General features: G+C 39.4%; 22 protein-coding genes. 12 read left to right on the top strand and 10 right to left on the bottom strand.

The genetic code is table 11. The annotated features are described in order from the left end of the window. Window positions 1-71: 71 nt before the first annotated feature. Window positions 72-455 carry a DUF4124 domain-containing protein gene (locus FTV43_RS05395; RefSeq protein WP_179988687.1) on the bottom strand — a complete coding sequence of 128 codons (384 nt, stop codon included), beginning with the start codon at window positions 453-455 and terminating at the stop codon, window positions 72-74. A gap of 716 nt (window positions 456-1,171) precedes the next feature. Here FTV43_RS05395 and FTV43_RS05390 point away from each other — a divergent pair. The 3 genes from FTV43_RS05390 to ilvC all read left to right on the top strand — a co-directional run bounded on the left by FTV43_RS05390 (window position 1,172) and on the right by ilvC (window position 4,531). Further along, window positions 1,172-2,899 (top strand): acetolactate synthase 3 large subunit, encoded by a 1,728-nt coding sequence (locus FTV43_RS05390; protein ID WP_096902629.1) that lies wholly within the window; start codon window positions 1,172-1,174, stop codon window positions 2,897-2,899. Continuing rightward, on the top strand, window positions 2,896-3,387 hold the full coding sequence (gene ilvN / locus FTV43_RS05385; protein WP_004974986.1) for an acetolactate synthase small subunit: 492 nt from the start codon (window positions 2,896-2,898) through the stop codon (window positions 3,385-3,387). The genes FTV43_RS05390 and ilvN overlap by 4 nt, the downstream gene beginning before the upstream one ends. A 127-nt stretch (window positions 3,388-3,514) precedes the next feature. Further along, a complete protein-coding gene (gene ilvC, locus FTV43_RS05380; protein ID WP_004974988.1) occupies window positions 3,515-4,531 on the top strand; it encodes a ketol-acid reductoisomerase in 1,017 nt (338 codons plus the stop codon). Window positions 4,532-4,873: 342 nt separating this feature from the next. Here ilvC and FTV43_RS05375 read toward each other — a convergent pair whose 3' ends face one another. Then, window positions 4,874-6,043, bottom strand: coding sequence for a nucleotide sugar dehydrogenase (locus FTV43_RS05375; RefSeq protein ID WP_179995042.1), 1,170 nt, complete (start codon window positions 6,041-6,043; stop codon window positions 4,874-4,876). Window positions 6,044-6,220: 177 nt separating this feature from the next. Between FTV43_RS05375 and FTV43_RS05370 the strand changes: the two genes are divergently transcribed. The 5 genes from FTV43_RS05370 to FTV43_RS05350 all read left to right on the top strand — a co-directional run bounded on the left by FTV43_RS05370 (window position 6,221) and on the right by FTV43_RS05350 (window position 10,803). Beyond that, on the top strand, window positions 6,221-7,111 hold the full coding sequence (locus FTV43_RS05370; RefSeq protein ID WP_179995041.1) for a mitochondrial fission ELM1 family protein: 891 nt from the start codon (window positions 6,221-6,223) through the stop codon (window positions 7,109-7,111). A 116-nt stretch (window positions 7,112-7,227) separates the two neighbouring features. Next, window positions 7,228-8,256: a glycosyltransferase gene (locus FTV43_RS05365; RefSeq protein WP_179995040.1), complete on the top strand. Its 1,029-nt coding sequence runs from the start codon at window positions 7,228-7,230 to the stop codon at window positions 8,254-8,256. Beyond that, window positions 8,256-9,008: a polysaccharide deacetylase family protein gene (locus FTV43_RS05360; RefSeq protein WP_179995039.1), complete on the top strand. Its 753-nt coding sequence runs from the start codon at window positions 8,256-8,258 to the stop codon at window positions 9,006-9,008. The genes FTV43_RS05365 and FTV43_RS05360 overlap by 1 nt, the downstream gene beginning before the upstream one ends. After that, window positions 9,005-9,775, top strand: coding sequence for a glycosyltransferase family 2 protein (locus tag FTV43_RS05355; protein WP_179995038.1), 771 nt, complete (start codon window positions 9,005-9,007; stop codon window positions 9,773-9,775). Before FTV43_RS05360 ends, FTV43_RS05355 begins: the two co-directional genes overlap by 4 nt. Next, on the top strand, window positions 9,772-10,803 hold the full coding sequence (locus tag FTV43_RS05350; RefSeq protein ID WP_179995037.1) for a glycosyltransferase: 1,032 nt from the start codon (window positions 9,772-9,774) through the stop codon (window positions 10,801-10,803). The genes FTV43_RS05355 and FTV43_RS05350 overlap by 4 nt, the downstream gene beginning before the upstream one ends. Window positions 10,804-10,818: 15 nt before the next feature. Here FTV43_RS05350 and FTV43_RS05345 read toward each other — a convergent pair whose 3' ends face one another. Beyond that, on the bottom strand, window positions 10,819-11,703 hold the full coding sequence (locus FTV43_RS05345; RefSeq protein ID WP_179995036.1) for a hypothetical protein: 885 nt from the start codon (window positions 11,701-11,703) through the stop codon (window positions 10,819-10,821). 220 nt (window positions 11,704-11,923) lie between these two features. On the opposite strand from FTV43_RS05345, the gene FTV43_RS05340 reads away from it, so the two are divergent. Then, complete coding sequence (locus FTV43_RS05340; RefSeq protein ID WP_179995035.1) at window positions 11,924-12,922, top strand: glycosyltransferase; 999 nt, start codon at window positions 11,924-11,926, stop codon at window positions 12,920-12,922. Between the two features lie 245 nt (window positions 12,923-13,167). Here the strand turns inward: FTV43_RS05340 and FTV43_RS05335 are convergent, their stop codons facing one another. The 3 genes from FTV43_RS05335 to FTV43_RS05325 form a co-directional block, all read right to left on the bottom strand. Beyond that, window positions 13,168-13,386: a hypothetical protein gene (locus tag FTV43_RS05335; protein ID WP_179995034.1), complete on the bottom strand. Its 219-nt coding sequence runs from the start codon at window positions 13,384-13,386 to the stop codon at window positions 13,168-13,170. A gap of 115 nt (window positions 13,387-13,501) precedes the next feature. Then, window positions 13,502-15,286 carry an aspartate--tRNA ligase gene (gene aspS, locus FTV43_RS05330; RefSeq protein ID WP_179995033.1) on the bottom strand — a complete coding sequence of 595 codons (1,785 nt, stop codon included), beginning with the start codon at window positions 15,284-15,286 and terminating at the stop codon, window positions 13,502-13,504. A 195-nt stretch (window positions 15,287-15,481) separates the two neighbouring features. Continuing rightward, window positions 15,482-16,246: a DUF4184 family protein gene (locus FTV43_RS05325; protein ID WP_179995032.1), complete on the bottom strand. Its 765-nt coding sequence runs from the start codon at window positions 16,244-16,246 to the stop codon at window positions 15,482-15,484. 146 nt (window positions 16,247-16,392) lie between these two features. On the opposite strand from FTV43_RS05325, the gene znuD reads away from it, so the two are divergent. Further along, window positions 16,393-18,540 (top strand): zinc piracy TonB-dependent receptor ZnuD, encoded by a 2,148-nt coding sequence (gene znuD, locus FTV43_RS05320; RefSeq protein ID WP_179995031.1) that lies wholly within the window; start codon window positions 16,393-16,395, stop codon window positions 18,538-18,540. Between the two features lie 105 nt (window positions 18,541-18,645). Continuing rightward, the gene (locus FTV43_RS05315; protein WP_179995030.1) at window positions 18,646-20,109 is read left to right on the top strand and encodes a phospholipase D family protein; all 1,464 of its coding nucleotides are present in this window, start codon (window positions 18,646-18,648) and stop codon (window positions 20,107-20,109) included. A 54-nt stretch (window positions 20,110-20,163) separates the two neighbouring features. Here FTV43_RS05315 and FTV43_RS05310 read toward each other — a convergent pair whose 3' ends face one another. Then, window positions 20,164-20,616, bottom strand: a complete 453-nt coding sequence (locus FTV43_RS05310) for a hypothetical protein (protein ID WP_154320358.1) — start codon at window positions 20,614-20,616, stop codon at window positions 20,164-20,166. A gap of 179 nt (window positions 20,617-20,795) precedes the next feature. On the opposite strand from FTV43_RS05310, the gene FTV43_RS05305 reads away from it, so the two are divergent. After that, window positions 20,796-21,266, top strand: a complete 471-nt coding sequence (locus FTV43_RS05305) for an RcnB family protein (protein ID WP_004975035.1) — start codon at window positions 20,796-20,798, stop codon at window positions 21,264-21,266. A gap of 78 nt (window positions 21,267-21,344) precedes the next feature. Here FTV43_RS05305 and FTV43_RS05300 read toward each other — a convergent pair whose 3' ends face one another. The 3 genes from FTV43_RS05300 to FTV43_RS05290 form a co-directional block, all read right to left on the bottom strand. Then, window positions 21,345-21,854 carry a phosphate-starvation-inducible protein PsiE gene (locus FTV43_RS05300; RefSeq protein ID WP_179995029.1) on the bottom strand — a complete coding sequence of 170 codons (510 nt, stop codon included), beginning with the start codon at window positions 21,852-21,854 and terminating at the stop codon, window positions 21,345-21,347. Window positions 21,855-21,992: 138 nt separating this feature from the next. Continuing rightward, entirely contained in the window at window positions 21,993-23,774 is a 1,782-nt protein-coding gene (locus FTV43_RS05295) for an acyl-CoA dehydrogenase C-terminal domain-containing protein (RefSeq protein WP_179995028.1), read from the bottom strand. A 219-nt stretch (window positions 23,775-23,993) separates the two neighbouring features. After that, window positions 23,994-25,796, bottom strand: a complete 1,803-nt coding sequence (locus FTV43_RS05290) for an acyl-CoA dehydrogenase C-terminal domain-containing protein (RefSeq protein ID WP_179995100.1) — start codon at window positions 25,794-25,796, stop codon at window positions 23,994-23,996. Window position 25,797 lies beyond the last annotated feature (1 nt).

The following is a 25,797-nucleotide window of genomic DNA, read 5'->3' as shown; positions in this document are numbered from 1 at the left end:
CAGCTAAATTGAATTTTGCGCGTTGGATTGTGCAGGAAAATTTAAGCGAGTCGTACTTTATGGCTTAAAACTTAAAAAACTTGTGGGTTGGCACGTTCTTGTTGTGCCTGATTTAAAGCTGCATTGGCTTCACGTTGTTGCTGATCCATAGCTGGATTTCCTGCAGGATGATTTGTGGTAGGTGTCGCATGTTGGTTTGTTGTATTTGCAGCAGTAGGTGCAGGGTTGTCAGCAGGATTTGCAGGAGTGGCAACGGTTGGTGCTGAATTTCTCCAGCCATAGGTGTCGACTTTGCCTTTTTTCTTGGCAGTTTTTGGTGGTGGTGTCGTGGTGTAATGGGTTGATCCATTTGCATCGACCCACTTGTAATATTGTTTTGCAGAAACTGAGCTAGTGGCAAAAATTAGAATCAAGCTTGCAGAAAGACAACTCAAGCGGATCATTGGCGTTTTCATGTTTGGAAGTCCTGAGCAAAAAAGAGTAATGGCAGAAAACCAATTACAAAAATCATGTTGGCTAAATTTTAGCAATAATTCCCCGTGAAGCTAGGATTTATTGACAATTTTTCGATGATTTTTATCTGCAATAGTGCCTATTCAAAATTGGAGCATTGGCTTGCCAATTTGCGAGTTAAAATAAGCTGAAATGCGTTGCTGAATCATAACCAAGCGATTTATATATTTTTTAATTCATTCTTTATTTTTATGTATGTGATATGAAAAAATTATAAAAAATTCAGCAAATATCTGAAGTTATTTGTTTTATATGGAAATATTGGGCTTTGGATTAAATTGTGATGGATGACACAAAGCGTAAAAAATGCCCAGTTTATAAATAAAGCAGAAAAAGCCGATTTTTAAACTTGACTTTAGTCGGGTAAACTACAAAAATGCACACTTTAGTTTTATGTGCCTTAGATCGATCACCCTTCGAATAAGTGTCATGTCATGCAATGGGCAACTTCTCTAGCCGAGAAGCTGAACAAAGCTTATAAAATGTGTTTACCCCAACACATTTTAGATCTCATATTGCTTATACGGTAATCAGATCAGAAATTTTTCCTATTGCCATGAAAACTATGAAATATGTGTGCTATAACAGTGCAGGAATTAATGAACAAAACACTGCAGGTGTCTCCCATTTTGCAGTGACAAGACTAGGGTGAATCACGTTGGAACTTTTATCTGGTGGTGAAATGCTCGTTCGCGCATTGGCGGACGAAGGCGTTGAGCATGTTTTTGGATACCCAGGCGGCGCAGTACTTCATATTTACGATGCGTTCTTTCAACAAGACAAAATTAATCATTACCTTGTGCGCCATGAGCAAGCTGCTGGTCATATGGCAGATGCCTACTCGCGCGTAACAGGTAAAACTGGTGTGGTGCTGGTGACTTCAGGTCCTGGTGCAACCAACACGGTAACTCCAATTGCAACGGCTTATATGGACTCAATCCCAATGGTGATTTTGTCTGGTCAGGTTGCAACACACTTAATTGGTGAAGATGCCTTCCAAGAAACCGATATGGTGGGTATTTCACGTCCGATTGTAAAACACAGTTTCCAAGTGCGTCATGCAAGTGAAATTCCTTCAGTGATTAAGAAGGCATTCTATATTGCATCTTCAGGTCGTCCTGGTCCTGTGGTGGTTGATATTCCTAAGGATGCAACCAACCCAGCAGAAAAATTTGCTTACGAATACCCAGAAAAAGTGAAGATGCGTTCGTATCAGCCACCGCATCGTGGTCACTCAGGTCAAATTCGTAAAGCAATTGATGAATTGTTGAATGCAAAACGCCCTGTTATTTATTCAGGCGGTGGCGTGGTTCAAGGCAATGCATCTGAGCAATTGACTGAACTTGCACACATTTTAGGTTTCCCTGTAACCAATACATTGATGGGCTTGGGTGCGTTCCCGGGCAATGATCCACAATTTATTGGTATGTTGGGTATGCATGGTACGTATGAAGCCAATATGACCATGCACAATGCCGATGTGATTTTGTGTATTGGTGCGCGTTTTGATGACCGTGTAACCAATAACCCTGCAAAATTCTGTCCAAATGCCAAAGTCATTCATATTGACATTGACCCGGCGACCATTTCAAAAACCATCATGGCGCACATTCCAATTGTAGGTGCAGTTGAACCTGTACTTCAGGAAATGTTGGTTCAATTGAAGCAATTAAATGTGTCTAAGCCAAACCCTGAAGCGATTGCTGCATGGTGGAATCAGATCAATGAATGGCGTAAAGTTCATGGTTTGAAATATGACAAACCAACCGATGGCACGATGAAGCCGCAACAAGTAGTTGAAGCTTTAGACAAAGTGACCAATGGTGATGCGATCATTACTTCTGACGTAGGTCAGCACCAAATGTTTGGCGCGAACTACTATAAGTACAAGCGTCCACGTCAATGGTTGAACTCTGGTGGTCTAGGTACTATGGGTGTAGGTTTACCGTATGCTATGGCGGCTAAACTGGCTTATCCAGATCAACAGGTTGTATGTATCACGGGTGAAGCATCGATTCAGATGTGTATCCAAGAGCTTTCTACCTGTAAGCAATATGGTTTAAACGTTAAGATCTTATGCTTGAATAACCAAGCTTTAGGTATGGTTAAACAATGGCAAGATATGAATTATGAAGGTCGTCACTCAAGTTCTTATGTTGACTCATTGCCTGACTTCCCTAAATTGATGGAAGCTTATGGTCACGTTGGTATTCAAATTAACCATGCCGATGAGCTTGAGTCTAAGCTTGCAGAAGCGATGGCGATTAATGACAAATGCGTATTCATTAACGTAATGGTTGACCGTACAGAGCACGTTTATCCGATGCAAATTGCGGGTCAATCCATGAAAGATATGTGGTTAGGTAAAGGGGAGCGCACAGAATGAGACACATTATTTCCGTTCTCGTTGAAAACGAATCAGGTGCGCTTTCTCGTTTAGTGGGTTTATTCTCTCAACGTGGTTATAACATTGAGACTTTAAACGTTGCGCCAACCGAAGACCCAACACTTTCACGTTTAACGCTTACAACTTATGGTGATGATCATAAAATTGAGCAAATCACCAAACAACTGAATAAATTGGTTGAAGTGGTTAAAGTGGTCGACCTGTCAGAAGGTCCGCATATTGAACGCGAATTGATGCTGATTAAAGTCAAAGCATCGGGTGCTGCACGTGCTGAAATCAAACGTACTGCAGATATCTTCCGTGGACAAATTGTGGATGTCACACCAACGACTTATACGGTGCAGCTTGCGGGTACAACTGAAAAACTAGATGGTTTTATTGACGCGATTGCTGAAAACACCATTTTAGAAGTTGTGCGTTCAGGTGTGTCAGGTATCGCACGCGGCGAAAAAGTTTTAACCATTTAACTAAATTTTATAGTTAATTTTACTCATCGAATTCATTCCATCTCAAAGGATGGAGAGCTTACTCAAGTACTGAATAGACAAGTACTTGAGTAAGATAGGAATCCAAAGCATTTTAGCGGAGACAGCAATGCAAATTTTTTACGATAAAGACTGCGACTTATCTATCATTCAATCTAAGAAAGTAGCGATCATTGGTTACGGTTCACAAGGTCACGCACACGCGCTTAACCTTAAAGATTCTGGCGTAGACGTAACTGTAGGTTTACGTGCTGGTTCTGCTTCTTGGAAAAAAGCTGAAAATTCGGGTCTTAAAGTTTCTGAAGTTCCTGCTGCTGTTGCTCAAGCTGACTTAGTTATGATTTTGACTCCAGATGAGTTCCAATCACAACTTTATCGTGACGTGATTGAGCCAAACATCAAGCAAGGCGCAACTTTAGCATTTGCTCACGGCTTCTCTGTACTTTATAACCAAGTTGTTCCACGTGCAGACTTAGATGTAATTATGGTTGCACCTAAAGCACCTGGTCACACTGTACGTTCTGAATTCCAACGTGGTTCAGGTGTTCCTGATCTTATCGCGATTCATCAAGATGCTTCTGGTAATGCACGTAACGTTGCACTTTCTTACGCTTCAGGTGTAGGTGGTGGTCGTACAGGTATCATCGAAACTTCTTTCCGTGAAGAAACTGAAACTGACTTATTTGGTGAGCAAGCAGTTCTTTGTGGTGGTGCTGTTGAATTGGTTAAAATGGGCTTCGAAACTCTTGTTGAAGCGGGTTATGCACCAGAAATGGCTTACTTCGAATGCTTACACGAGCTTAAATTGATCGTTGACTTGATGTTCGAAGGCGGTATCGCTGACATGAACTATTCAGTATCTAATAATGCTGAATATGGCGAGTATGTAACTGGTACTGAAGTGATTAACGAACAATCACGTGAAGCAATGCGCAATGCACTTAAACGTATTCAATCTGGTGAATATGCGAAAATGTTCATCCAAGAAGGTGCGTTGAACTACCCATCAATGACAGCTCGTCGTCGCCAAAATGCGGCGCATGGTATCGAGGTTACGGGTAACAAATTACGTGCAATGATGCCTTGGATCCAAGCGAACAAGATCGTAGACAAAGAGAAAAACTAATTTCTCGAATCAGTCGATTTGAATTTGAAAGCCCACTCAATTTGAGTGGGTTTTTTATATTCATAGTTACGTGCCTTAAAACGACTAAAGCAGTGCTTTAGAATTCGCTCAGACCTGGGATTCAAGAGAACAAGATTGTAGACAAAGATAAAAACTAAGTTTTAGTTTAATCTTTAAAAAAACCTTATATTAAATAAGGTTTTTTGCGTATGAAGTAAATATTGCTACGTGCCTTGCGCTTCATTTAAAGCAATGCTTTGAATTCCTTGCGCTTCGCTGAGAACAATGTTTTCGCTCCTTGTGCTTCATTCACAGTAGGGTTTTGGGTCCTTGTGCATTATTCTAATCATCCATCCCAAATACGTCGCGCGTATAAACCTTGTTATGCACATCATGCAGCAGTGAACATTTACGGTTACAGACAATTAAATCGGCACGTTGTTTAAACTCGGCTAAATCGTGAATGACTTTGGAATTTAAAAACTTTTTTTGATCTAATTCAGGCTCATAAATAATCACTTTTATGCCATATGCTTTGAGATATTGCATCACGCCTTGTATAGCAGAGGCACGGAAATTATCTGAACCACTTTTCATGGTCAGGCGATAAATTCCAACCACTTTGGGCTGTTGTTTACGAATGGATTCGGCAATAAATTCTTGGCGGGTTTGATTGGCATCTACCACCGCTTTAATTAAGTTGCTCGGAACTTGAGCATAGTTTGCCAGTAGTTGTTTGGTGTCTTTGGGTAAGCAATATCCACCATAACCGAAGGATGGATTATTGTAAAATTGACCAATACGTGAGTCTAAACAGACACCATCAATAATTTGCCGCGTGTCTAGGTGGTAGATTTGGGCATAGGTGTCCAATTCATTGAAATAAGCCACGCGCATTGCTAAGAAAGTATTGGCAAATAATTTAATTGCTTCGGCTTCGGTAGCGTCGGTAAACAGCACCGGACAGTCTTTTTTGATTGCACCTTCTAGCAGCATATTCGCAAAAAGTTTGGCACGTTCTGATTTTTCACCCACAATAATCCTCGAAGGATAAAGGTTGTCATGTAGCGCTTTACCTTCGCGCAAAAATTCAGGTGAAAAAATAATATTTTCGGTGTGATATTTTTGTTTGATGTGTTGTGTAAAACCTACAGGTACAGTGGATTTAATCACCATGGTTGCTAAGGGGTTAATAGACAATACATCTTGAATGACTGCTTCAACGCTTTGTGTATTGAAGTAATTGGTTTCTGGGTCATAATCGGTAGGGGTGGCAATAATTACAAAATCGGCATGTTGATAGGCATCGACTTTGCAATGAGTGGCTTGAAAATTTAATTCTGATTTTGTTAAAAACTCAGAAATTTCTTGGTCGCGAATGGGCGAGATGCGTTGATTGAGTAATTTAATTTTTTTTGCTTGAAGATCATAAGCCACGACCTGATGATGTTGGGCAAAAATCATGGCATTCGATAAACCGACGTAACCTGTACCTGCAATTGCGATTTTCATATTCAATCAAATTTCTTATTATTTATACGTGTTTAATGTGATGAAAATTTATTCAAGCTCGATGACGGTTTGGTGAAGGTTATATGTCGAGTCATTGGGGATATATCGCTTTGCTTACTTTAACTGCTTTGATCGAGTAAAATAATGCGATTCTTGCTTTAGATCTGGTGGGTGAATATGCATATTGTATATGTGAGTGATGGCAAGGCTGGTCATCGCTCTCAGGCATTAGGTCTTTTTAAGGCAATGCAAAAGCAAACACATATTGAGCTCACTTTTGAAGAAATTTCGATTGATCAGTTAGCACTGTTGAGTTTGTTGACTGCATATAAAAAACAAAAACTTGCAGCAGTATCGCAGCCACCAGATTATATTGTTGGGGTAGGCAGTCATACACAATTCCGTGTTTTTTTGATGGGCAAGGTTTTTCCGCAAGCGAAAACCGTGATTTTAATGAAGCCAAATTTTCCATTGTCTTGGTTTGATCATGTGATTATTCCTGAACATGATGGTGTTGCTAAACAGGGCAATGTGATTGTTACAAAAGGTGCGCTGAATCCAATTGAAAATGAGCAGCGACACATGCCAAACCGTATTTTGATCGCATTAGGTGGTTCATCTAAACGGCATGTTTGGAATGCAGATAAGGTGTTGTCTGCGATTGGGCAGATCGTGCAGCAGAATTTGCAGTGTGACATTATTTTGACGAGTTCTAGGCGTACACCTGCTGATTTTTTAGCGACATTGGCTCAGCAAAGTTTTGCTTCACGACTACAAATTTTTCCAGTTGAAGAAACGCCGCAGGGTTGGATTTTTGAAGAGATGCAAAAAGCGGAAGCGGTATGGGTGACTGAAGATAGCGTATCTATGATATACGAGGCACTCACTGCAGGTTGTAAAGTAGGGCTTATTCAGATAGATCGAGTGAAAGAGGATCGGATTACGCGTTCGGTACAGCATTTGCTTGATCAAAAACTTGTATCGAATGCTAGACAAATTGCTGAATTATATTCTACGACTGCTTTTAAAGAAGCAGAGCGTGTGGCGAATAGGATGCTAGTTAAATGAGGTGTAGTTGTTTAAATTGTTATGATGGACTAGCTTATATCCTATTATTCTTTTTTAACAACGATTAAAATATACCAATCTATAAATGGGACATTTATTTGTTTCTTGAGTGATTTATGAAAATATTACATATTGCGAATTTTGGGTTCAACAAACAAGGTGCTCATTTTTATTGTACAGACCGTAAGATTTCTGCGGGTTTGATTGAAAATGGTCATTTTGTATATGACTTTAGTTTTCGTGATATGGCTAGAATGGGAACTATTTTTAAAACAAAAAAATTAGGGGCAAATTGGGCAAATAAAGAAGTTCTTAAAATAGTTTCTAATTTAGAACCAGATCTAGTTTTGATTGGACATAGCGATTTAATGAGTCCAACGGTGTTAAAAGAGATCAAGCAACAATTCCCAAAGACAAAAATTGCATTTTGGTATGTTGATCCTTTGTATTTGGAGCAAAAACTTGGTTTTGTTCGTGAATTTTCTCCATATTTAGATGCTATTTTTTGTACGACTGGTGGAGAATATCTTCAAAAATTGAAACAGCCAAATTTAAAAGTAGCTTATTTTCCTAACGTCGGGCATTCAAATGTTGAAATACTAAAACAATTTGAATCTACAAATATTGATAAAGAATTTATATTCTGTGGTGTTGTTTATAAAGAACCAGAACGTGAAAAATTTTTGAAAGACTTGGCAAATACTCTCCAAGCACATTCATTGAAATACCAATATTATGGTTGTTTTGAGCAAGCTGGCGTGTATGGAAAAGGTTATTATAAAGTGCTTTCAGAAGCGCGTATGGGGTTAAATTATTCACGTAAAAACGATGTAACTTTATACAGTTCAGATCGTATTGTACAGTTAACGGGTAATGGTCTATTAACTTTTAGCCCTCGTATCCCTGATTTTGAAAAACTGTATAGTGAACAAGAAATTGTCTATTTTAACGACCAAAATGATTTAGCTGAAAAAATTAAGTACTATGCAGATCATCCTGATGAGGCAAGAAAAATTGCAGAATTGGGTTGGAGCAAAACGCGTCATAGTTTTAATGCTAAACGTATTACTCAATTTATGCTTGAAGTTACTTTTGATCAGCCTTTATCTGAAGCATATGAGTGGGCACATGAGGTGTATATCTAATGTGGTTTGTTTATGTGGTACTTGGTTTAATTGCTTTTGCTGCAATACTTTACTTATTGGGTAATTATACCTTTTGGTTACCATTACGCAGTGCAAAATTGCCACGTATTGTGATGTTGCATCAAGTAACCCCCCATGCAGAAGCTTCAGGTATGAATATGCCACCGGCTAAATTTGAACAGTTGTTGCAGTATTTGGTAAAAAAACGGGCTATTTTTTGTTTCGTTTCCGAACTTGACCAGTATGAGGGGCAGAGTAATGTTTTTGCCTTATCATTTGATGATGGCTTTCAGGATAACTACCAGTATGCATTTCCTTTACTCAAAAAATATAATGCGAAGGCAACAATTTATTTAGCAACACAAATTGAAGGTATTGAGAAGTTAAATACAGCACAAATTCAAGAAATGTCAGCTTCTGGCTTAATTGAGTTTGGTGCACATACTCAGCATCATGTAAATTTGCTGAAATTGTCTGATGAGGAAGCATTTGCAGAAATGCAGGCATCAAAAAAAGATGTGGAAGTTTTAGTAGGGAAATGTCCAAGCTTTGCTTATCCATTTGGGCGTTTTAATGACAAACATCAACAAATGGCAAAAAAAATTGGTTTTAAAAATGCTGTATCTACACGTAAAAAAGTAGAACCTTATACAGAAACTAATCAATTTAATATTCCACGTGTCAGTACACATGGTGCAATGAATGCTTTGCAAATGCGTATTGCTTTAGCCAAAGGACGTTATAAATTATGATTCCTTGTAGTGTTTATATCGTAACCTTAAATAGTGCTGAATGGCTTGAGAGTACACTGGAAAGTGTAAAAGACTTTTCAGAGGTCATTATTTTAGACTCAGGCAGTACAGATGATACTTATGCTATTGCAGAATCATTTCCCAATACGCGAATTTCTCATCAAGATTGGCAGGGGTATGCGGGTCAAAAAAGCTTAGCTTTAGCGCAATGTAAAAATGATTGGGTTTTAAATTTAGATGGTGATGAAGTTTTATCTTCTGAATTAAAAGCTGAAATTGAGCAAACGATACAAAGTAATCAACTCGATGCTTTAATTATACCAATTAACGATGTGTTTTTAGGTGTTCCTAATAGTAAACATACAAAAAAGCATGCCAAGGTACGTTTTTTTCGTAAGTCTAAAGGGCGATATGACTTAGAAAATAAAGTGCATGAAAATGTGATTGTAGATGGTCAGAGTGTTCGTGCAGAAGGTGATATTTACCATTATGGTGAATCAAGTATTTTTGTTAAAGTTGAAAAGAATAATCAATATTCTGAATTAAAAGCACAAGAAAAATACCAAAAAGGTAAAGTGCCGAGTTTATTAAAGTTGGTTTTAGTTATGCCTCTTACTTTTATAAAGTCTTATTTTATTAGACGTAGCTGCTTAAATGGGTGGAGAGGCTTTGTAAACAGCATGGTAAATGCTTTTTATGCATTTTTAAAGGAAGCTAAATTATTTGAGCAACATCAAAAAATGAAAAATAAACAGGATAATCTATGAAGATTGTTCAAGTTCTGGCAACAAGTGGTGGTGTTGGTGGTTTAGAACAACACACTTTTAACTTGGTTAATGAATTATCTCAGCAACATGAAGTACATATTATTGCACACCCTTGCTATGCGGATAAATTTAATGCGCATGTATGTTTTCATGCTGTAGATTTTTCTCGTAGTCGTTGGAATATATTTTTACTTTGTCAGCTAAAATCTATTATTAATAAAATTCAGCCAGATATTGTACATGCACAAGCAGGAAAAGCTGCTGAATTGATCTCTAAAATAAGAACATGGCTAAAACCTGTTAAATTTGTAACAACAGTCCATGGTACGAAAAAGAACAAATCAATTTATACTTTTGCAGATGCCGTTATTGCAGTAAGTCAGGCTTTAACGCAGGGAATTCCTAGTGAAAAAGCGTATGTGGTTTACAATGGTGTATATACACAACCAAATTTATCTGACGAACAAAAACAACAACTAAATTCGGAAATCTATACTCAATATTCTTTATTAAATTCTTCTAAAAAAATAGTAATGTGTATTGGGCGTTTAGAACCTGTAAAAAATATAAGTTTATTGCTTCATGCAATGTCTAATATAGATGCACATCTTTTTATTATTGGTGATGGGTCATTGCGCTCAGATTTAGAACAACAAACAGCAGCACAAAAAATGCAAGACCGTGTTGCTTTTTTAGGTTTTAGAACAGATGCTCGTGATTTAATCCAAATCGCTGATGTTGTTGTATTGTCCTCGGATCGTGAAGGATTTCCATTAGTGATGGTTGAAGCTTTGCAAGCAAATAAACCGATGGCATCTACACGTGTAAATGGTGTTATTGAATGGTTGCCAGAGCCATATCTTGCAAATATTGGACAGGTGAAAGAGTTGCAACAAGCAATAGAAAATGCCTTAACTGTACAAGCACAAACAGATTTTTTACCTTTGTTCATGAGAGCAAAGCAAGAGTTAACTGTTACAGCCATGGCACAGCAAACGCTCAATATTTATGAGCATTTACTAAAATAGTAGTTTGGGGCTTATTTACTTTTTAACTGATAAGCGTATTGCATCTAAAACTACAAAATTATGTTCAACATTTATTGTATGGCAACCATCATCATTATTGTTCCATGTGGGTAAAACAACTTCTAAAAGTTGCTCTTTATATGAGGTTGGGTTAAGTTCAAGAATTTCTTTGAATTCAATATTTCCACCATAACGCTTTAATGAGTCTTGACTAGGTCTTATAAGTTTTTCTTTATAAATAAAAGGCTTACCAGCCATTCTGAATTGTTGGTGACCTTTGCAGACTGGATTTTGTGGGTGTTCTTGCCAGTTAGGATTTAAAATATCTTCAGTAAAGAAAATATCTAAACGGTCACCAAATTTTTTACAGTTTCTACGTGTGGACGTTAATAAATACCACATCCCTTCATGATAAAGAGGAGTGGTATCTACAGCATCAATATTTTCAAATAAGTTTGAATGTTTTTCCCATTTGAGAGGGAAATCAGTACATTTCCATAGTTCAATAGTTTTATTAGCACTGGTTTCAGGAATCATGTACCAGTTATTTTCTACCTTAAATACACAAGGATAAGATAGGTGATAGTCCAATTTTAAAATAGTTTGTGGCTTTGAGTAGCTTCCATCTTTAAAAACCTCTAAGACTGATAAAAAGCCCACGGGATGAACATCATCTACTTCTTCAAAAAATATAAAGTGTTGATTATTCTCTTGTACATAAAAACAGTCAGCAAAGGTGAATTTGTGTGGTGAATGAATTTCAAAAAGATCTTTAAGCTGTTTTTGATTGTTAAAGGATTCATCTAACCAACCAAAACGCATATACCAATGTGAATTAAATTTTTTGGCTTGTTGGTTTTGTTGAAATTTATACCATTTCTTTAAAATTTTGCGCATCATAAAAATTGGATATATAAGACTATCTATCTAATTCTACATTAGATATTATATTCATTCAGTAAAATATTGATGCTTAGCATAAGCTTATGCATCAGTAGCATCGTATTTTTTAGTCCGTATAACTTTAATTTCATCTTTATATTTCTTGGTTCAGATTTTACAATTGAAATTTAAGGGATTTCTGAAAGTACAATTGTTATAGGAAAATTTAGGAAGACAGATGAAGATTCTTCATACTCTGCATTGGGTTCAATTTGCTGGCACAGAAAAAGTATGTGTTGATTTGTGCAATGAGATGGTGAAAGAACATCAAGTTTATCTTTTGAGTCAGGAGGAAATTCGTCCTTATTTGAATGATAAAGTACAGCTAGTTGAATTTGATTTTGAGAAGAATCGTTATAACCCACTATTTTTATATCAAACAGCTAAATTATTAGAAAAAATATCTCCAGATATTATTCATTGCCATAACACAAAAGAAATTGAGATTATGAAATATGCGCAAATTTTTTTGACAAAAAAAATTCCAATTATTGCTACAAAACATACATTACAATATAAAAAAAAATACAATCTTGCGGATTTATGTGTCGCTATTTTAGAGGATACCAAACAACTTTTGAAGCAAGAGTCGATCATTATCAAAAATGGTATGACATACCAACCACCTACTAAAATTTCTCGTCCTGACAAGTTTTATATTGTACTAGTGGGTCGTTTAGATAAAATGAAAGGTTTTGATATTGCAGTTGAATCTCTTGCATTACTTAATTTTGAGTTCGAATGTCATATTTTTGGTCAAGGTGAAGAACAAGAAAATTTGCAACAGCAGATAAATAGGCTTAAATTGCAAGACAAAGTTTTATTAAAAGGCTTTAGTAATCATATTAATGATGTGTTGTATAGTTGTGACTTACAAATTATTCCATCCCGTTTTGAACCTTATGGGCTTGTCGCTATTGATGCTATTTATTATGCTCCACTAGTGATTTCCTCTCACACAGGGATTAGCGAACAAATTTTGCCAGAGGTATTAAAATTTGAGAATAATCCACAATTCTTATCAGATAAAATAACTGAAGTTTATAATAATTATGATAATTTTATTTATATATTTGATCAAATAAAAGCGACTAAGGACTGTTTTAGTATTGAAAAAATGGCCTCTAGTTATTTAGATGCATACCAAAAACTAATTAATAGCTATTACCCTAATTGAAAAGGTAACCTAATAATGGAGTCATTGATTTAAGTAGTAGACCTCTTGCGAAAGTATAGTTTTATGTAATTTTTGAATTGGCTAAAACCTCATAAAATATAGCTTTTGGCTGCTTAAAATTTGACTAACACAAGAAGTCTAGTATTCGGGTTATATAAATTTTAATACGAAAATCTAAAGTAACAGCTTTAAACTCTGTTAAATTAGACTAGAATCTAATTTTGATCTATTAAAGTCTATATTTATTATTGTTTATCCGAATTCCCCGCCAACACCATATAAATCAGCCCAACAAAAATCACAAACGCACCACCAATAGAACTTAAGCTAAAGTACAAAATGCGGTCATTGGTGTCTAAGGCAAACAGGTTATTGGCCAGAATATAACGCATGAATAACCATTGAGCGACAGCAAATACAATTAGCATAATGCCACGATTACGAACTGCAGGACGCATAGCCATAGTAACGCTCAACTTAAAATTCAAAACGAAGCGCTATTATGCCACTAGCTTGACCATATCTCAATTCATAAAAAAACCCTGCAAATTTACAGGGTTCTTCTCACATTCTCAAAACTTATTCTTGAGATTCTGCTTTTGGTTTTTCACGTAAACGGATACCCAAATCACGCAATTGAGTGGCTTCAACTGGTGCAGGTGCTTGAGTCAATGGACATTCAGCTGTCTTAGTTTTCGGGAAGGCAATCACATCACGAATAGAAGATGCACCTGTCATCAACATCACCAAACGGTCTAAACCAAATGCCAAACCACCGTGCGGAGGCGCACCGTATTTCAATGCATTCAGTAAGAAGCTGAATTTCTCTTCGGCTTCTTCTTCTTCAATACCTAAAGCTTCAAAAATCGCTTTTTGCATTTCTAAAGTATAAATACGCAGTGAGCCGCCACCAATTTCAGTACCGTTCAACACCATGTCATACGCAACAGATAAAGCTTCACCTGGGTTGCTCTTCACATCTTCAACGCTTGATTTAGGTAAAGTGAATGGGTGATGCACAGAGGTCCATTTACCATCATCAGTTTCTTCAAACATTGGGAAATCAACCACCCAAAGCGGTGCCCATTCGCAAGTTGCAAGGTTCAAATCGTGACCGATTTTGACACGAAGTGCGCCCATCGCATCGTTTACCACTTTGGCTTTGTCTGCACCAAAGAATACGATGTCGCCATTTTCTGCGCCTACACGTTTTAATAGATCAAGCACGATTGGCTCAATAAATTTCACGATAGGAGATTGTAAACCTTCGATGCCTTTTTCAAGCTCATTGACTTTAATATACGCCAAACCTTTCGCACCATAGATGCCAACAAATTTAGTGTATTCATCAATTGCACTACGTGGCAATGAACCCGCACCAGGAACACGAAGCGCAACAATACGACCTTTCGGATCTTTCGCTGGGCCAGCAAACACTTTGAACTCAACGTCTTGCATTAAGTCTGCAACGTCTACCAGTTTCAGTGGAATACGTAAGTCTGGTTTGTCAGACGCATAATCACGCATTGCTTCTGAATACGGCATACGTTGGAATTTGTCGAATTTCAAGCTTAGAAGTTCATCGAACATCTTCACGGTCATGCCTTCCATCAAATCCATAATGTCATCGTCACTCATGAACGATGTTTCAATGTCGATTTGAGTAAATTCAGGCTGACGGTCTGCGCGTAAATCTTCATCACGGAAACATTTAGCGATTTGGTAATAACGGTCAATACCGCCCACCATCAACAATTGTTTAAATAATTGTGGAGATTGTGGTAGAGCGTAGAAGCTACCGTTAGATACACGGCTTGGTACTAAATAGTCACGCGCACCTTCAGGGGTGGCACGTGTCAAAATTGGTGTTTCAACATCTAAGAAACCATGATCATCTAAATAGTTACGAATCAGGTTGGTGACTTTTGAACGGAAACGTAAGCGATCTAACATTTCTGGACGACGGATGTCCAAGAAACGGTATTTCAAACGAATTTCTTCTGAAATGTTGGTATTTTCATCGTTCAATGGGAACGGAGGCGTTTCAGATGCTGCAAGAACTTCAATTTCCTTGCCTAAAACTTCAATTTGTCCACTGACCATATTGGCATTTTCTGTGCCTGCATAGCGACGACGTACACGACCTGTGATTTTTAATACAAATTCTGAACGTGCTTTGTCTGCAGTTGCAAATGCTTCTGGAGTGTCTGGGTCAATTACGACTTGCACAAGACCATCACGGTCACGCATGTCTAGGAAAATTACACCACCGTGGTCACGACGACGGTGTACCCAACCACACAGGGTCACGGTTTGATCAATTTGAGCTTCGGTTAAAGAACCGCAATAATGAGTTCGCATCATAGCGTTAAAAATCCAACTATATGGGTTAAGGAAGCGAATACGTAAACAGCGCACCGCCTTTAGCAAAGGTAGGATTATGCCTCTTTGGGCATGTGGCTACAAGAACCTGCCTCAAAAACAGTGGGTTTTTAGCGGGAATCTGCTTGAAACTGAAGAATGTAGGCAGATGAAAGAGAAAGTAGAGCGATAGAGCGTTTATTCCATCCGTCCTTGAAAATCTAAAATCAGAAATAGCAGACAGCCCAAACTCAACATGAGTAAGGCACCTTGACTAAACTCATTGATGGCACGTCCTGTAAAGTAATACAGTTCTTCCTGCCAAAGTGCATCGGGAATATGCCGTGCATAATCCCAAAGCGAGAAACAGCCCAGAGCTACAGACAGTGTAATAAGACCAACTGCATAGCCCAGAACTTTGATGCTTGCAGGTTTGATTTGCCGATGCTTCTTATAATAATGCAGGCTCATCCAAAATAAAAAAGGCAGGGCTAAAATAGAACTACCAATTTGCAAAATTCGATGCATCGGGTAAGTCTGAGCGCCCCATTGCACCGACTGTGCTAAAAAATCCTGAAAGGCAAAGCTGCGAAAGTCGTGATGGGTTAAACCATCCCAAATTAAATGCGTGGCATTCCCCAGTAATAAGCTGAAGATAGTCACTAAAATAAAGCCCAATACTGATGTTGCATGATTCAAATTTAGCGGGTGGTGTATTCCCACAAAACGATATAACGCAGGGCGATATACCAGATACCAAAGTGCACAGAACATAAGGCCCAAGAATAAGTTTGGATAAAACAAGGCTGACCATAAATGTGGCGTTGGGTCTTGGCGTAGGGTAAACAGGCGATGTAAATCTGGCAGCATACAGCCAATTGCAAGTGCAGCAATGGGTAGCCGTTGTCCTGAGAGTTTAGCTAGCGGAGGCGCAAGTACAGCATGAGATAAGGTAAAGGGCATACCAATAAAAAGAAGAATAAACGTCAGCAGAATTGAAGGCGTAGCTTAACTGAAAGAAAATACGGAATGAGAATGTTTTTTATTGCAATGCTATTGAAATGTTATATTATAACAACAATTGTTTTTTGCTACTTTGAGCATGGGTCATGGCGTTCCATAAGAATTTAATAACAGTTTCAATTTTTGCAGTACTTAATCCAGCAGCATTTGCAAATACGGATGTTACCAATACACAACTGGAAACGATTCAGCTACAAGCACATCCTTTGGTACAAACTGCGGCAGATTTCGCTGTAGCAGATCATGTGATTGATCAGAAAACGTTGGCAGAGCGCAGCACCACTATAGGTGATGCAATGGCAGATGAGCTAGGGGTCTATTCTAACCAATATGGTTCAGGCTCTAGCCGACCTGTCATTCGTGGGCAAGATGGCCCACGTGTTAAAGTGCTGCAACATGCTTCAGAAACGGCAGATGTTTCTACACTTTCACCTGACCATGCGGTAACGGTAGATCCAATTTTGGCCAAGCAAGTTGAAATTATTCGTGGGCCATCAACCTTACTTTATGGTGCGGGTACCGTAGGTGGTTTGGTCAATGTCACTGACCAAAAAATTCCAACGCAAATGCCAAATAATGGTTTAGAAGGACAAGTCGGTCTGCGTTATAACACAGGTAGTGATGAAAAACTGGCCAGCGCAGGTGTGACCGCAGCAATTGGTGACCAGTTTGCGCTGCGTGTAGAAGGTTCTAAGCGTAAGGCTAATGATTACATTACCCCAAACTATTGGGTAGAACATCATAATGATGAAGCAGGGCATGACGACCATGATCACGGACATAATGATCCAGGTCATGATCATGATGATGAAGGCACACATTTAGATAAAGCACGTCGTGTAGAGAATACCTTTGCTGAAGGGCAAACGGTGAATATTGGTGGCTCATGGATTCATGATCGTGGTTTTGTGGGCGTTTCATATAGTAATCGTCAGGATAAATATGGGTTGCCAGGGCATAGCCATGAATATCATGGTTGTGTATTGCACGATGATCACTTTCATGGTTGCCCAACACCTAATTCAAATACTGTTGAAGAACATGCACATGGTGGCCCATGGGTGGATTTAGAATCACACAGTTATGATTTGCGTACCGAACTTGATCAGCCCTTTGCAGGCTTTGATAAACTTCGTGCGCATGCCAGTTTTACAGATTATGAGCATGATGAATTAGAAGAAAATAAAGTCATCAGTAACTTTAAAAGCAAAGGATATGATGCACGTTTAGAATTGGTGCACAAACCCCTTGCAGGTTGGGAAGGTGTGTTTGGTACACAGTTTAGCCAGCATGAAATTGATTTGACTGGTCAGAAGGAAAAACATGGTGATCATTATCATGAAGCAGTACCTATGCCAGATACGAAAACACAAAAATACAGCTTATTTGGTTTAGAGCATAAACAATTTGGTGATGTACATGTGGAACTTGGTGCGCGTGTCGATCATCAAAAAGTGAAAGCAGATTCGGACAAAAAAGATTATTCAGGTACTGGTGTATCTGCTTCTGCTGCAGCCAATTGGCAGTTTGCACCCAACTATAAATTGTCACTCACAGGCTCACATCAGCAACGTTTACCTGTAGCGCAAGAGCTCTATGCTGATGGCTTACATTTTGCAACCAATACTTACGAGGTGGGGAATCCTGATCTAGATAAAGAGACATCTAATAATTTAGAGTTAGGTTTGCACTATGAAGCCGACAAACTCGATTATTCGCTGCATGTTTACCATAATTGGTTCGATGATTATATTTATGGCGCAACAGTAGCGCAGAAAGGTAATTTGCGTGGTGTGGAATATACTCAAGACAAAGCCAAATTCTACGGTACAGAAGCCAAGTTAGGCTATCAGCTGAGTCCAGATTATAAACTCAGTGTGTTTGGTGATTATGTTCGTGGCGAAATAGATAACCAAAATGCACCACGTGTACCTGCAGGCCGTTTGGGAACTAAAGTAGATGCTAACTTTGCCGATGGTTGGTCGGGTATGGCGGAATACTATCGTGTATTTAAGCAAGACAAAATTGCAGCGTATGAACAAGAAACAGAAGGCTATAACATGGTCAATGTTGGCGTAGCTTATGCAGGAAACTATGCCAATAAACAAGATTACCGTGTGTATTTTAAAGCCAACAACTTGTTAGATGATGAAGTCTACTCACATGCATCTTTCTTGTCGCATATTCCACAAGTGGGTCGTAACTTTACTGTGGGCGTTGAATTTGGTTTCTAAAATTCAATTTGGGCTTTATAGGATGTCTGTGTGAAAACACAGAAATCCTCTTGAAAATCCAAACAATAAAACCTAGTCTGAGCGCATCGGACTAGGTTTTTTGTTATGCGTATTTTTCAGCGAATTCACCAAAAATTGAATTGGTCGCCTCGGGCTTATTTGGGACTGGTTTTAGGTTTACTGGCTTTGGGTTATTTGTCCTCGGCTATTTACCACAGTCTTAAACCGTTACCAGATGGTCTGAATTACACCGGAAAATTACGCCATGCACCTGTCAAATTTATTGCCGATCAGACCTATATTGATGCGCAAGGTGTTCAGCAGCAACAGCACCAAATTTTTAAGGAGATTTTAGGCTTAATTGATGCTGCGCAAACCACCATTGTGGTGGATATGTTTTTGTTTAATGCAGAGGTGGGGACGTCTAAACAACAGCATCAGCCACTGACACAGCAATTGACCGAAGCTTTAATTCATAAACGTCAGATGCAGCCAAATATTGAAATTAAGGTCATTACAGACCCAATTAACTCAGTATATGGCGGTATTGCACCTGAGCATTATCGTCAATTACGTCAAGCAGGCATTGATGTTATTGAAACCGATTTAACGCCTTTACGGGCATCGAATCCATTGTGGTCAGGCTTTTGGTATCTCTGCTGTCAGGGTATTCCAAATAATGCAGAAAAAGGTTGGCTACCAAGTCTTTTCGGGCAAGATAAAATTACCCTGCGCAGTTATTTCAGCCTGTTTAATTTTAAAGCCAACCATCGTAAAACCATTGTGGTCGATACCACCGAAGGTTGGAAAGCGTTGGTGACCTCATTGAATCCGCATGATGGTAGTTCGCGTCATTCCAATATTGCCTTAGTGGTCACTGGCAATACGGCGGTGGATATTTTGCAGACAGAACAAGCTGTGGCACGTATGTCGCAAGGCAATGTGTCTGGGGTGATTGTGGGTGAGTTTGAGGCAGATTCGTCTTATCCTCAAGTGCAAGTCATCACTGAACAAGCCATTTTAGAGGGCAGTTTGACACTGATTCGGCAGACCAAAGCGCAAGAACATCTGGATTTGGCGATGTTCTATTTATCGGAGCGACAAATCATCAAGGCACTGATTGCTGCACAGCAACGTGGCGTACAAGTGCGAGTATTACTGGACCCGAATAAAGATGCTTTTGGACGTGAAAAAAATGGCATTCCAAACCGACAGGTGGCGGCAGAATTACATGCTGCAGGGGTGAAGGTACGTTGGTGTAATACCCAAGGTGAGCAATGCCACAATAAAATGCTGATGAAATCTAATGCCAAACAGGCAGAATTGACTTTAGGCTCTGCAAATTTCACCGCACGTAATTTAAAAAACTATAATTTAGAAAGCAACTTGCGTGTGGTCGGACAGGTGCAAGACCCTGTATTTCAGGATGCTCAACACTATTTTAATACCGCATGGTCAAACCTTGAGGGTAAAAATATGAGTGTGGATTATGCGGTTTATGCCGATGAATCGAAGTGGAAATATGCGTTGTATCGCTTTATGGAGTGGAGCGGTTTATCGACATTTTAGTTTCCCTCATCCCGACCTTCTCCCTGAGGGAGAAGGGGGTGTCAGAACCTAATATTACTTCTCGGGATTTGGCGGCACCATTTCATCCAAATCTTTATCACTCATTTGATCTAACTCGGCAATATCGGTTTTGATTTTCCATTGTGCTTCATCATCCACAGGATTCGGTAAACGCGCTTCTAACCAATCACAAACCACATCTGGGCTAAATTCTGGATGGTTGCATTGAATTACCCACGATAAAAAATCTTTGGCTTCACCATTCATATACGGTGGCGGTGAAACAGGTAAGAATTGAGTCGGCAAGCGCTCATCTCTGGAAATATAATTCAGCACATGTCCCAATTCCTGCACAGTTTGCCATGCTAACGGATGTTCTACATCAATTTGAAATTTGAACCACCATGCATGCTGACCGTCTGAACCATAAGCGTCTACACGGGCTTGCTGTACACTCGGAACTTTGCAGAAAAACTGATGAAGGCGGTCAAAATTTAATTCAGGCACGAGGTTTCATCCAATTTCAAAAAAAATGTATCTTAGCATAGGGGCTATAGATATTTCATAAATGGCGAGCCGTGTCGGTGAAATCTGCGGAGACGAAAGTTTAAAATTGCTGATTTTTTATTCATTGTTTATCCTTAATTTGAGCTTAGAATAAAAATATGAAAATAGGAGTGCTAGATATGAAAGTGGCGATTTTAACTGCATTGAGTGGCATGCTATTTTTAGGTGTGTCGATGCAGAGTTTGGCCGAAACCAATCGTTGGGCAGGATATACAGGCGTCAATACACAGCGTGATCAGCATCGTCCTTATTCGCCACAACATCGTCCTGCTTATCCGCAGCATCGACCTTATCATTCACAGCAACCCTATTCCTATCCACCACATTATCCATACCATCAACGACCTGTGCCGCAGTGGGGGCAGCCAACCATTCGTAGTGGCATCAATATTCAATACAATGCGCCAAGTACTGTGCAATATAACCACCAAAGTTACAGTTGGGTAAATGGTGAGCCAAGTAGCGCACATATTGAAAGTTCGACCTATCGTGTGGTGACCGACTGGCAGCACTTGGGTTTACCCGCTCCGCCACGAGGTATGTACTGGATTTTTGAACATGGGCGTTATGTGTTGGTGGCAAATCGTTGAGAAAAAAGTGAAATCATAGAGATCAATGCTTCTAGATATTGAATATCTAGAAGCATTTTTTTGACCTATTTTAGATTTTTACGCCAATTCATCATCTTCTGGGCGAGGGGTTTTGCCTTGTGCTAAAGGCTTTTCACTGTGTTTGTCTCGAATAACGGAAGGGTAATGCCAAGATGCAAAACGCACCACTAAAATTGCAGCGGCTAAAATTAAAATTGAACCAGTAATAATCACTAAGTCGAGATCAGCTTTATGGTCGTGTTGAATATCTGAAATTAGCAAACGGGTTAGTGCGGTAATGGCAATATAAATTAAAAAACTCACAGGCATGTGATTGGTTTTAAAATAAATACCCACCATTGCACCTAGTTCTAAATAGATAAAAAGCAATAAGATGTCATCAATAGTGGCATATTGTTTGATGGTGAAAATATCAATTACCGTATGTCCAGCAGACCAAATGACCATACAGCCAATGATAAAGAGCGCAAGATAATGAAAACTTTCTACAGCCCAATTGCCATATTTGTCTAATAGGCTTTCAACTGCTTGAATATTTTTATCTATTTTTGAACGACGTACTGCCATTTTCACCTCCTGTTTGAGTATGGATATTCAGACTTCAACAAAGGTGATGCAAATTTCATGCACAAATTAGAATAGGGATATAAAATTTAGTACAAAAAAACGCCTGATGATTCAGGCGTTTTTGCGATAATGTATTAATTAAGACTGGTTGGTGAAGTAATCTTCACTGAAGTTCATTACCACTTCTGCACCCGCTTTCACTTTGGTAATGCGTAAAGCTAGTTCTGGCAAAATACGTTGTACAAAGTACAGTGCTAATGACAATTTGTTTTGATAGAACTCACCCTCTTTTTGTTTGGCTGCATTGGCAATGCGCGCAAACATATATGAGAAGCTGAGCAAACCTACCGCATGTAAATAATCAACCGCTGCTGCGTTCGGGAAATCTACATTTTCTTTGGCTGCATTTAAAACGTATTGAGTCACGGATTCAACTTCAGTCGCTGCATCTAAAGTTGCATCTTTAATGAAGTTGAGGTCTGCATCTAAACCATTGGTAAAGTCACGGATTTCTGCAATGTATTCTGCAATAAATTCGCCATTACATTTAATGGTTTTACGACCAATCAAGTCTTGCGATTGTACGCCGTTGGTGCCTTCATAAATTTGGGCGATACGTAAATCACGAACACATTGCTCCATACCCCATTCACGGATATAACCATGACCACCGAAGCACATTTGCGCATCAAGTGTCGCATTGAAAGCAGTATCGGTTAAGTAGGCTTTGGCAATTGGGGTTAACAGTGCAACACGGTCATTGGCTTTTTTCACAGCTTCTGCATCGGTAGAGAATTTAGTGATATCCAATTGTTGACCCACATATACCGCAAATGCACGTGAAGCTTCGTTATTGGCACGTGCATTGAGCAGCATACGACGCACATCGCCATGCACCAAAATGCTATCCGCTGCTTTGTTTGGTGATTTTACGCCCGATGCACTACGGCCTTGAATACGGTCAGTCGCATATTGTGCAGCATTTTGATAAGCAAATTCAGAAGCACCAAGACCTTGGATACCCATTGATAAACGTTCATAGTTCATCATCACGAACATGGCTGCAAGACCTTCATTTTCTTTACCGACCAAGAAACCCTTCGCACCGTCAAAGTTCATCACACAAGTCGCAGAGGCTTTAATGCCCATTTTGTGTTCGATTGAGCCTGGGGCTACAGGGTTGCGTTCACCCAATGAACCATCTTCATTCACCAAGAATTTTGGCACGATGAATAAAGAAATACCGCGTGAACCTGCAGGAGCATCAGGTGTTTTCGCTAAAACTAAGTGAATGATGTTTTCTGCGAGGTCGTGATCACCACCTGTAATGAAGATCTTAGTACCTGTAATGTTATAAGTACCATCTTCGTTGCGTTCAGCTTTAGTTTTAATAATCCCTAAATCTGTACCTGCATGCGGTTCAGTTAAGCACATGGTACCTGACCATTCGCCAGAGTAGATTTTAGGTAAATAGGTTTCTTTCTGTTCTTGTGATGCATAACTGCTTAACGCCATGCCTGCACCGACAGACAGTAGTGGATACAATAAGAATGATGGGTTGGTGGCAAAGAGCATTTCATCTGACAATACTGTCAGCATTTTTGGCATGCCTTGACCGCCCCATTCTTCATCTGCGCCTAAACCAATCCAGCCGCCTTCGGCATATTGTTTAAATGCTTCTTTAAAACCAGCAGGGGTAGTCACTTCACCATTGTTATAGATCGCGCCTTCTTCATCACCGCTACGGTTAATCGGCAGCGTCACATTTTGGGCAAATTTTGCCATTTCTTCCAAAATTGCTTCAGCCGTTGCAGCATCAAGGTGAGCGAGGTTTTCATTGTTTTGCCAGAATTGTTCTGCATTGAATACATCATTTAAGATGAATTTCATATCGGCAAGTGGGGCATTATAAATTGGCATGTGAGTTCACCTGTTTATTGTTTGAATCTTGATTCGTTGAGTTCAGTGTAATCTACAATTGTGAATGTTGTAGACCACTAAAGCGAAAGAATGCTTTATTTATAAAGAAAAAGGACTGTCAATGCTATGACCGTCCTTTCTCAATTTCTGTACTCAAGAGTACAACATTTTGAATATCCCGCTAAATATGTTCAATATTTAGCGAGTTTCAATTTTCGCTTAGAAAGCAAAGTGTTCAGCATCTAATGCAAATAGTGGCTCTACACCTGTTGCAATCACGTCTACGTGTGAGCGAACACGTGGCAAGATTTTCTTGAAGTAGAAACGTGCAGTCGTCACTTTAGCATTATAGAAGTCTACATCGGTTGTGCCTGCTGCAAGTGCTTCTTGAGCGACCAATGCCATACGTGCCCATAGGTAAGCTAGTGTTACATAACCAGAGAAGTACATGTAGTCTACTGCTGCAGCACCTACTTCCTCAGGGTTTTGCATTGCACGCATACCAATTTGCATGGTCAAATCGCCCCATTCTTTATTGAGCGCTGCGAGCGGTTCAACAAATTCTTGCATTGCTGCGTTGTCTTTGTTGGCTTCTGCAAATTTATGGATGATTTTGGTGAAGTCTTTCAACATTGCACCTTGTGTACCCAAAACTTTACGACCTAACAAATCGATTGCTTGAATTTCAGTTGTACCTTCGTACAAGCATGAAATACGTGTATCACGCACAATTTGTTCCATGCCATGCTCAGAAATGAAGCCATGACCGCCGAAGACTTGCACACCATGTTTTGCAGATTCAGAACCTGTTTCAGTTAAGAATGCTTTTGCAATAGGCGTCAATAAAGACAAGATGTTGTCAGAGTATTTACGCTCTTCTTCGGTTGCACCTTGCTCCACGATATCTGCGTGTAGAGACAACAGATACACTAGTGCGCGACCACCTTCAGCAAACGCTTTTTGAGTCAATAGCATATTGCGTACAGCAGGATGCACAATAATTGGATCTGCTTCTTTTTCAGGAGCTTTCGGACCAGAAAGTGAGCGCATTGCTAAACGGTCTTTGGCATAAGTCAACGCACCTTGGAAAGAACCTTCAGATGCTGCAAGACCTTGTACCGCTGTACCGATACGTGCAGTGTTCATGAACGTGAACATGCAGTTAAGACCACGGTTTTCAGGGCCAATCAAGAAACCTTTCGCATTATCAAAGTTGATGACGCAAGTTGCATTGCCATGAATACCCATTTTGTGTTCGATTGAACCACAACGTACACCATTACGCTCCCCTAAAGAACCATCTGCATTCAGGTTGAACTTAGGAACGATGAACAGAGAAATACCTTTAGTTCCTTTAGGTGCACCAGGTAAACGTGCCAATACGATGTGCACGATATTCTCTGCCATGTCATGTTCACCAGCAGAGATAAAGATTTTCTCGCCCGAGATTGCATAGCTTCCGTCGGCCTGAGGTTCAGCTTTAGTACGGATAATACCCAAGTCAGAACCTGCATGAGATTCGGTTAAACACATGGTACCTGTCCACTCACCTGAAACAAGCTTTGGCAGATAGGTTGCTTTTTGTTCATCTGAACCGTGGTGTTCTAAAGTACGTACAGCACCATGAGAAAGACCTGGGTACATGCCCCATGCCCAGTTTGCTGTACCTACCATTTCTGAAATCACGTTTCCTAGAGAAACAGGTAGACCTTGACCGCCGTATTGTTCTTCAGCAGAAAGAGACGGGAAGCCAAGTTCGATATATTTTTGATACGCTTCTTTAAAGCCCGTTGGTGTAGTCACCACGCCATCATTCCAAGTACAACCTTCACGGTCACCCACTTGGTTTAACGGAGATAATTCGTTTTCACAGAAATCTGCTGCAGCTTCCAAATATTGGTCAACCAATTCACGGCTTACGTTTTCTTGGAATGCAGGTAATTTTGCATAGTGATCTTCGGCATTTAATAATTCATGCAAAACAAATTGCATATCACGTAAAGGCGCTTTGTATTGTGGCATA

The sequence above is a fragment of the Acinetobacter sp. YH16053 genome, assembly GCF_013417035.1.
Taxonomy (GTDB): domain Bacteria; phylum Pseudomonadota; class Gammaproteobacteria; order Pseudomonadales; family Moraxellaceae; genus Acinetobacter; species Acinetobacter towneri.
This window is presented reverse-complemented; position numbering and strand designations above follow the sequence as displayed.

Bases quoted from the DNA above. Each gene is read 5' to 3' on its own strand.
- FTV43_RS05395 (WP_179988687.1), bottom strand. From the start codon at position 455: ATGAAAACGCCAATGATCCGCTTGAGTTGTCTTTCTGCAAGCTTGATT.
- ilvN (WP_004974986.1), top strand. From the start codon at position 2,896: ATGAGACACATTATTTCCGTTCTCGTTGAAAACGAATCAGGTGCGCTT.
- ilvC (WP_004974988.1), top strand. From the start codon at position 3,515: ATGCAAATTTTTTACGATAAAGACTGCGACTTATCTATCATTCAATCT.
- FTV43_RS05375 (WP_179995042.1), bottom strand. From the start codon at position 6,043: ATGAAAATCGCAATTGCAGGTACAGGTTACGTCGGTTTATCGAATGCC.
- FTV43_RS05370 (WP_179995041.1), top strand. From the start codon at position 6,221: ATGCATATTGTATATGTGAGTGATGGCAAGGCTGGTCATCGCTCTCAG.
- FTV43_RS05365 (WP_179995040.1), top strand. From the start codon at position 7,228: ATGAAAATATTACATATTGCGAATTTTGGGTTCAACAAACAAGGTGCT.
- FTV43_RS05360 (WP_179995039.1), top strand. From the start codon at position 8,256: ATGTGGTTTGTTTATGTGGTACTTGGTTTAATTGCTTTTGCTGCAATA.
- FTV43_RS05355 (WP_179995038.1), top strand. From the start codon at position 9,005: ATGATTCCTTGTAGTGTTTATATCGTAACCTTAAATAGTGCTGAATGG.
- FTV43_RS05350 (WP_179995037.1), top strand. From the start codon at position 9,772: ATGAAGATTGTTCAAGTTCTGGCAACAAGTGGTGGTGTTGGTGGTTTA.
- FTV43_RS05345 (WP_179995036.1), bottom strand. From the start codon at position 11,703: ATGATGCGCAAAATTTTAAAGAAATGGTATAAATTTCAACAAAACCAA.
- FTV43_RS05340 (WP_179995035.1), top strand. From the start codon at position 11,924: ATGAAGATTCTTCATACTCTGCATTGGGTTCAATTTGCTGGCACAGAA.
- FTV43_RS05335 (WP_179995034.1), bottom strand. From the start codon at position 13,386: ATGGCTATGCGTCCTGCAGTTCGTAATCGTGGCATTATGCTAATTGTA.
- aspS (WP_179995033.1), bottom strand. From the start codon at position 15,286: ATGATGCGAACTCATTATTGCGGTTCTTTAACCGAAGCTCAAATTGAT.
- FTV43_RS05325 (WP_179995032.1), bottom strand. From the start codon at position 16,246: ATGCCCTTTACCTTATCTCATGCTGTACTTGCGCCTCCGCTAGCTAAA.
- znuD (WP_179995031.1), top strand. From the start codon at position 16,393: ATGGCGTTCCATAAGAATTTAATAACAGTTTCAATTTTTGCAGTACTT.
- FTV43_RS05315 (WP_179995030.1), top strand. From the start codon at position 18,646: ATGCGTATTTTTCAGCGAATTCACCAAAAATTGAATTGGTCGCCTCGG.
- FTV43_RS05305 (WP_004975035.1), top strand. From the start codon at position 20,796: ATGAAAGTGGCGATTTTAACTGCATTGAGTGGCATGCTATTTTTAGGT.
- FTV43_RS05300 (WP_179995029.1), bottom strand. From the start codon at position 21,854: ATGGCAGTACGTCGTTCAAAAATAGATAAAAATATTCAAGCAGTTGAA.
- FTV43_RS05295 (WP_179995028.1), bottom strand. From the start codon at position 23,774: ATGCCAATTTATAATGCCCCACTTGCCGATATGAAATTCATCTTAAAT.
- FTV43_RS05290 (WP_179995100.1), bottom strand. From the start codon at position 25,796: ATGCCACAATACAAAGCGCCTTTACGTGATATGCAATTTGTTTTGCAT.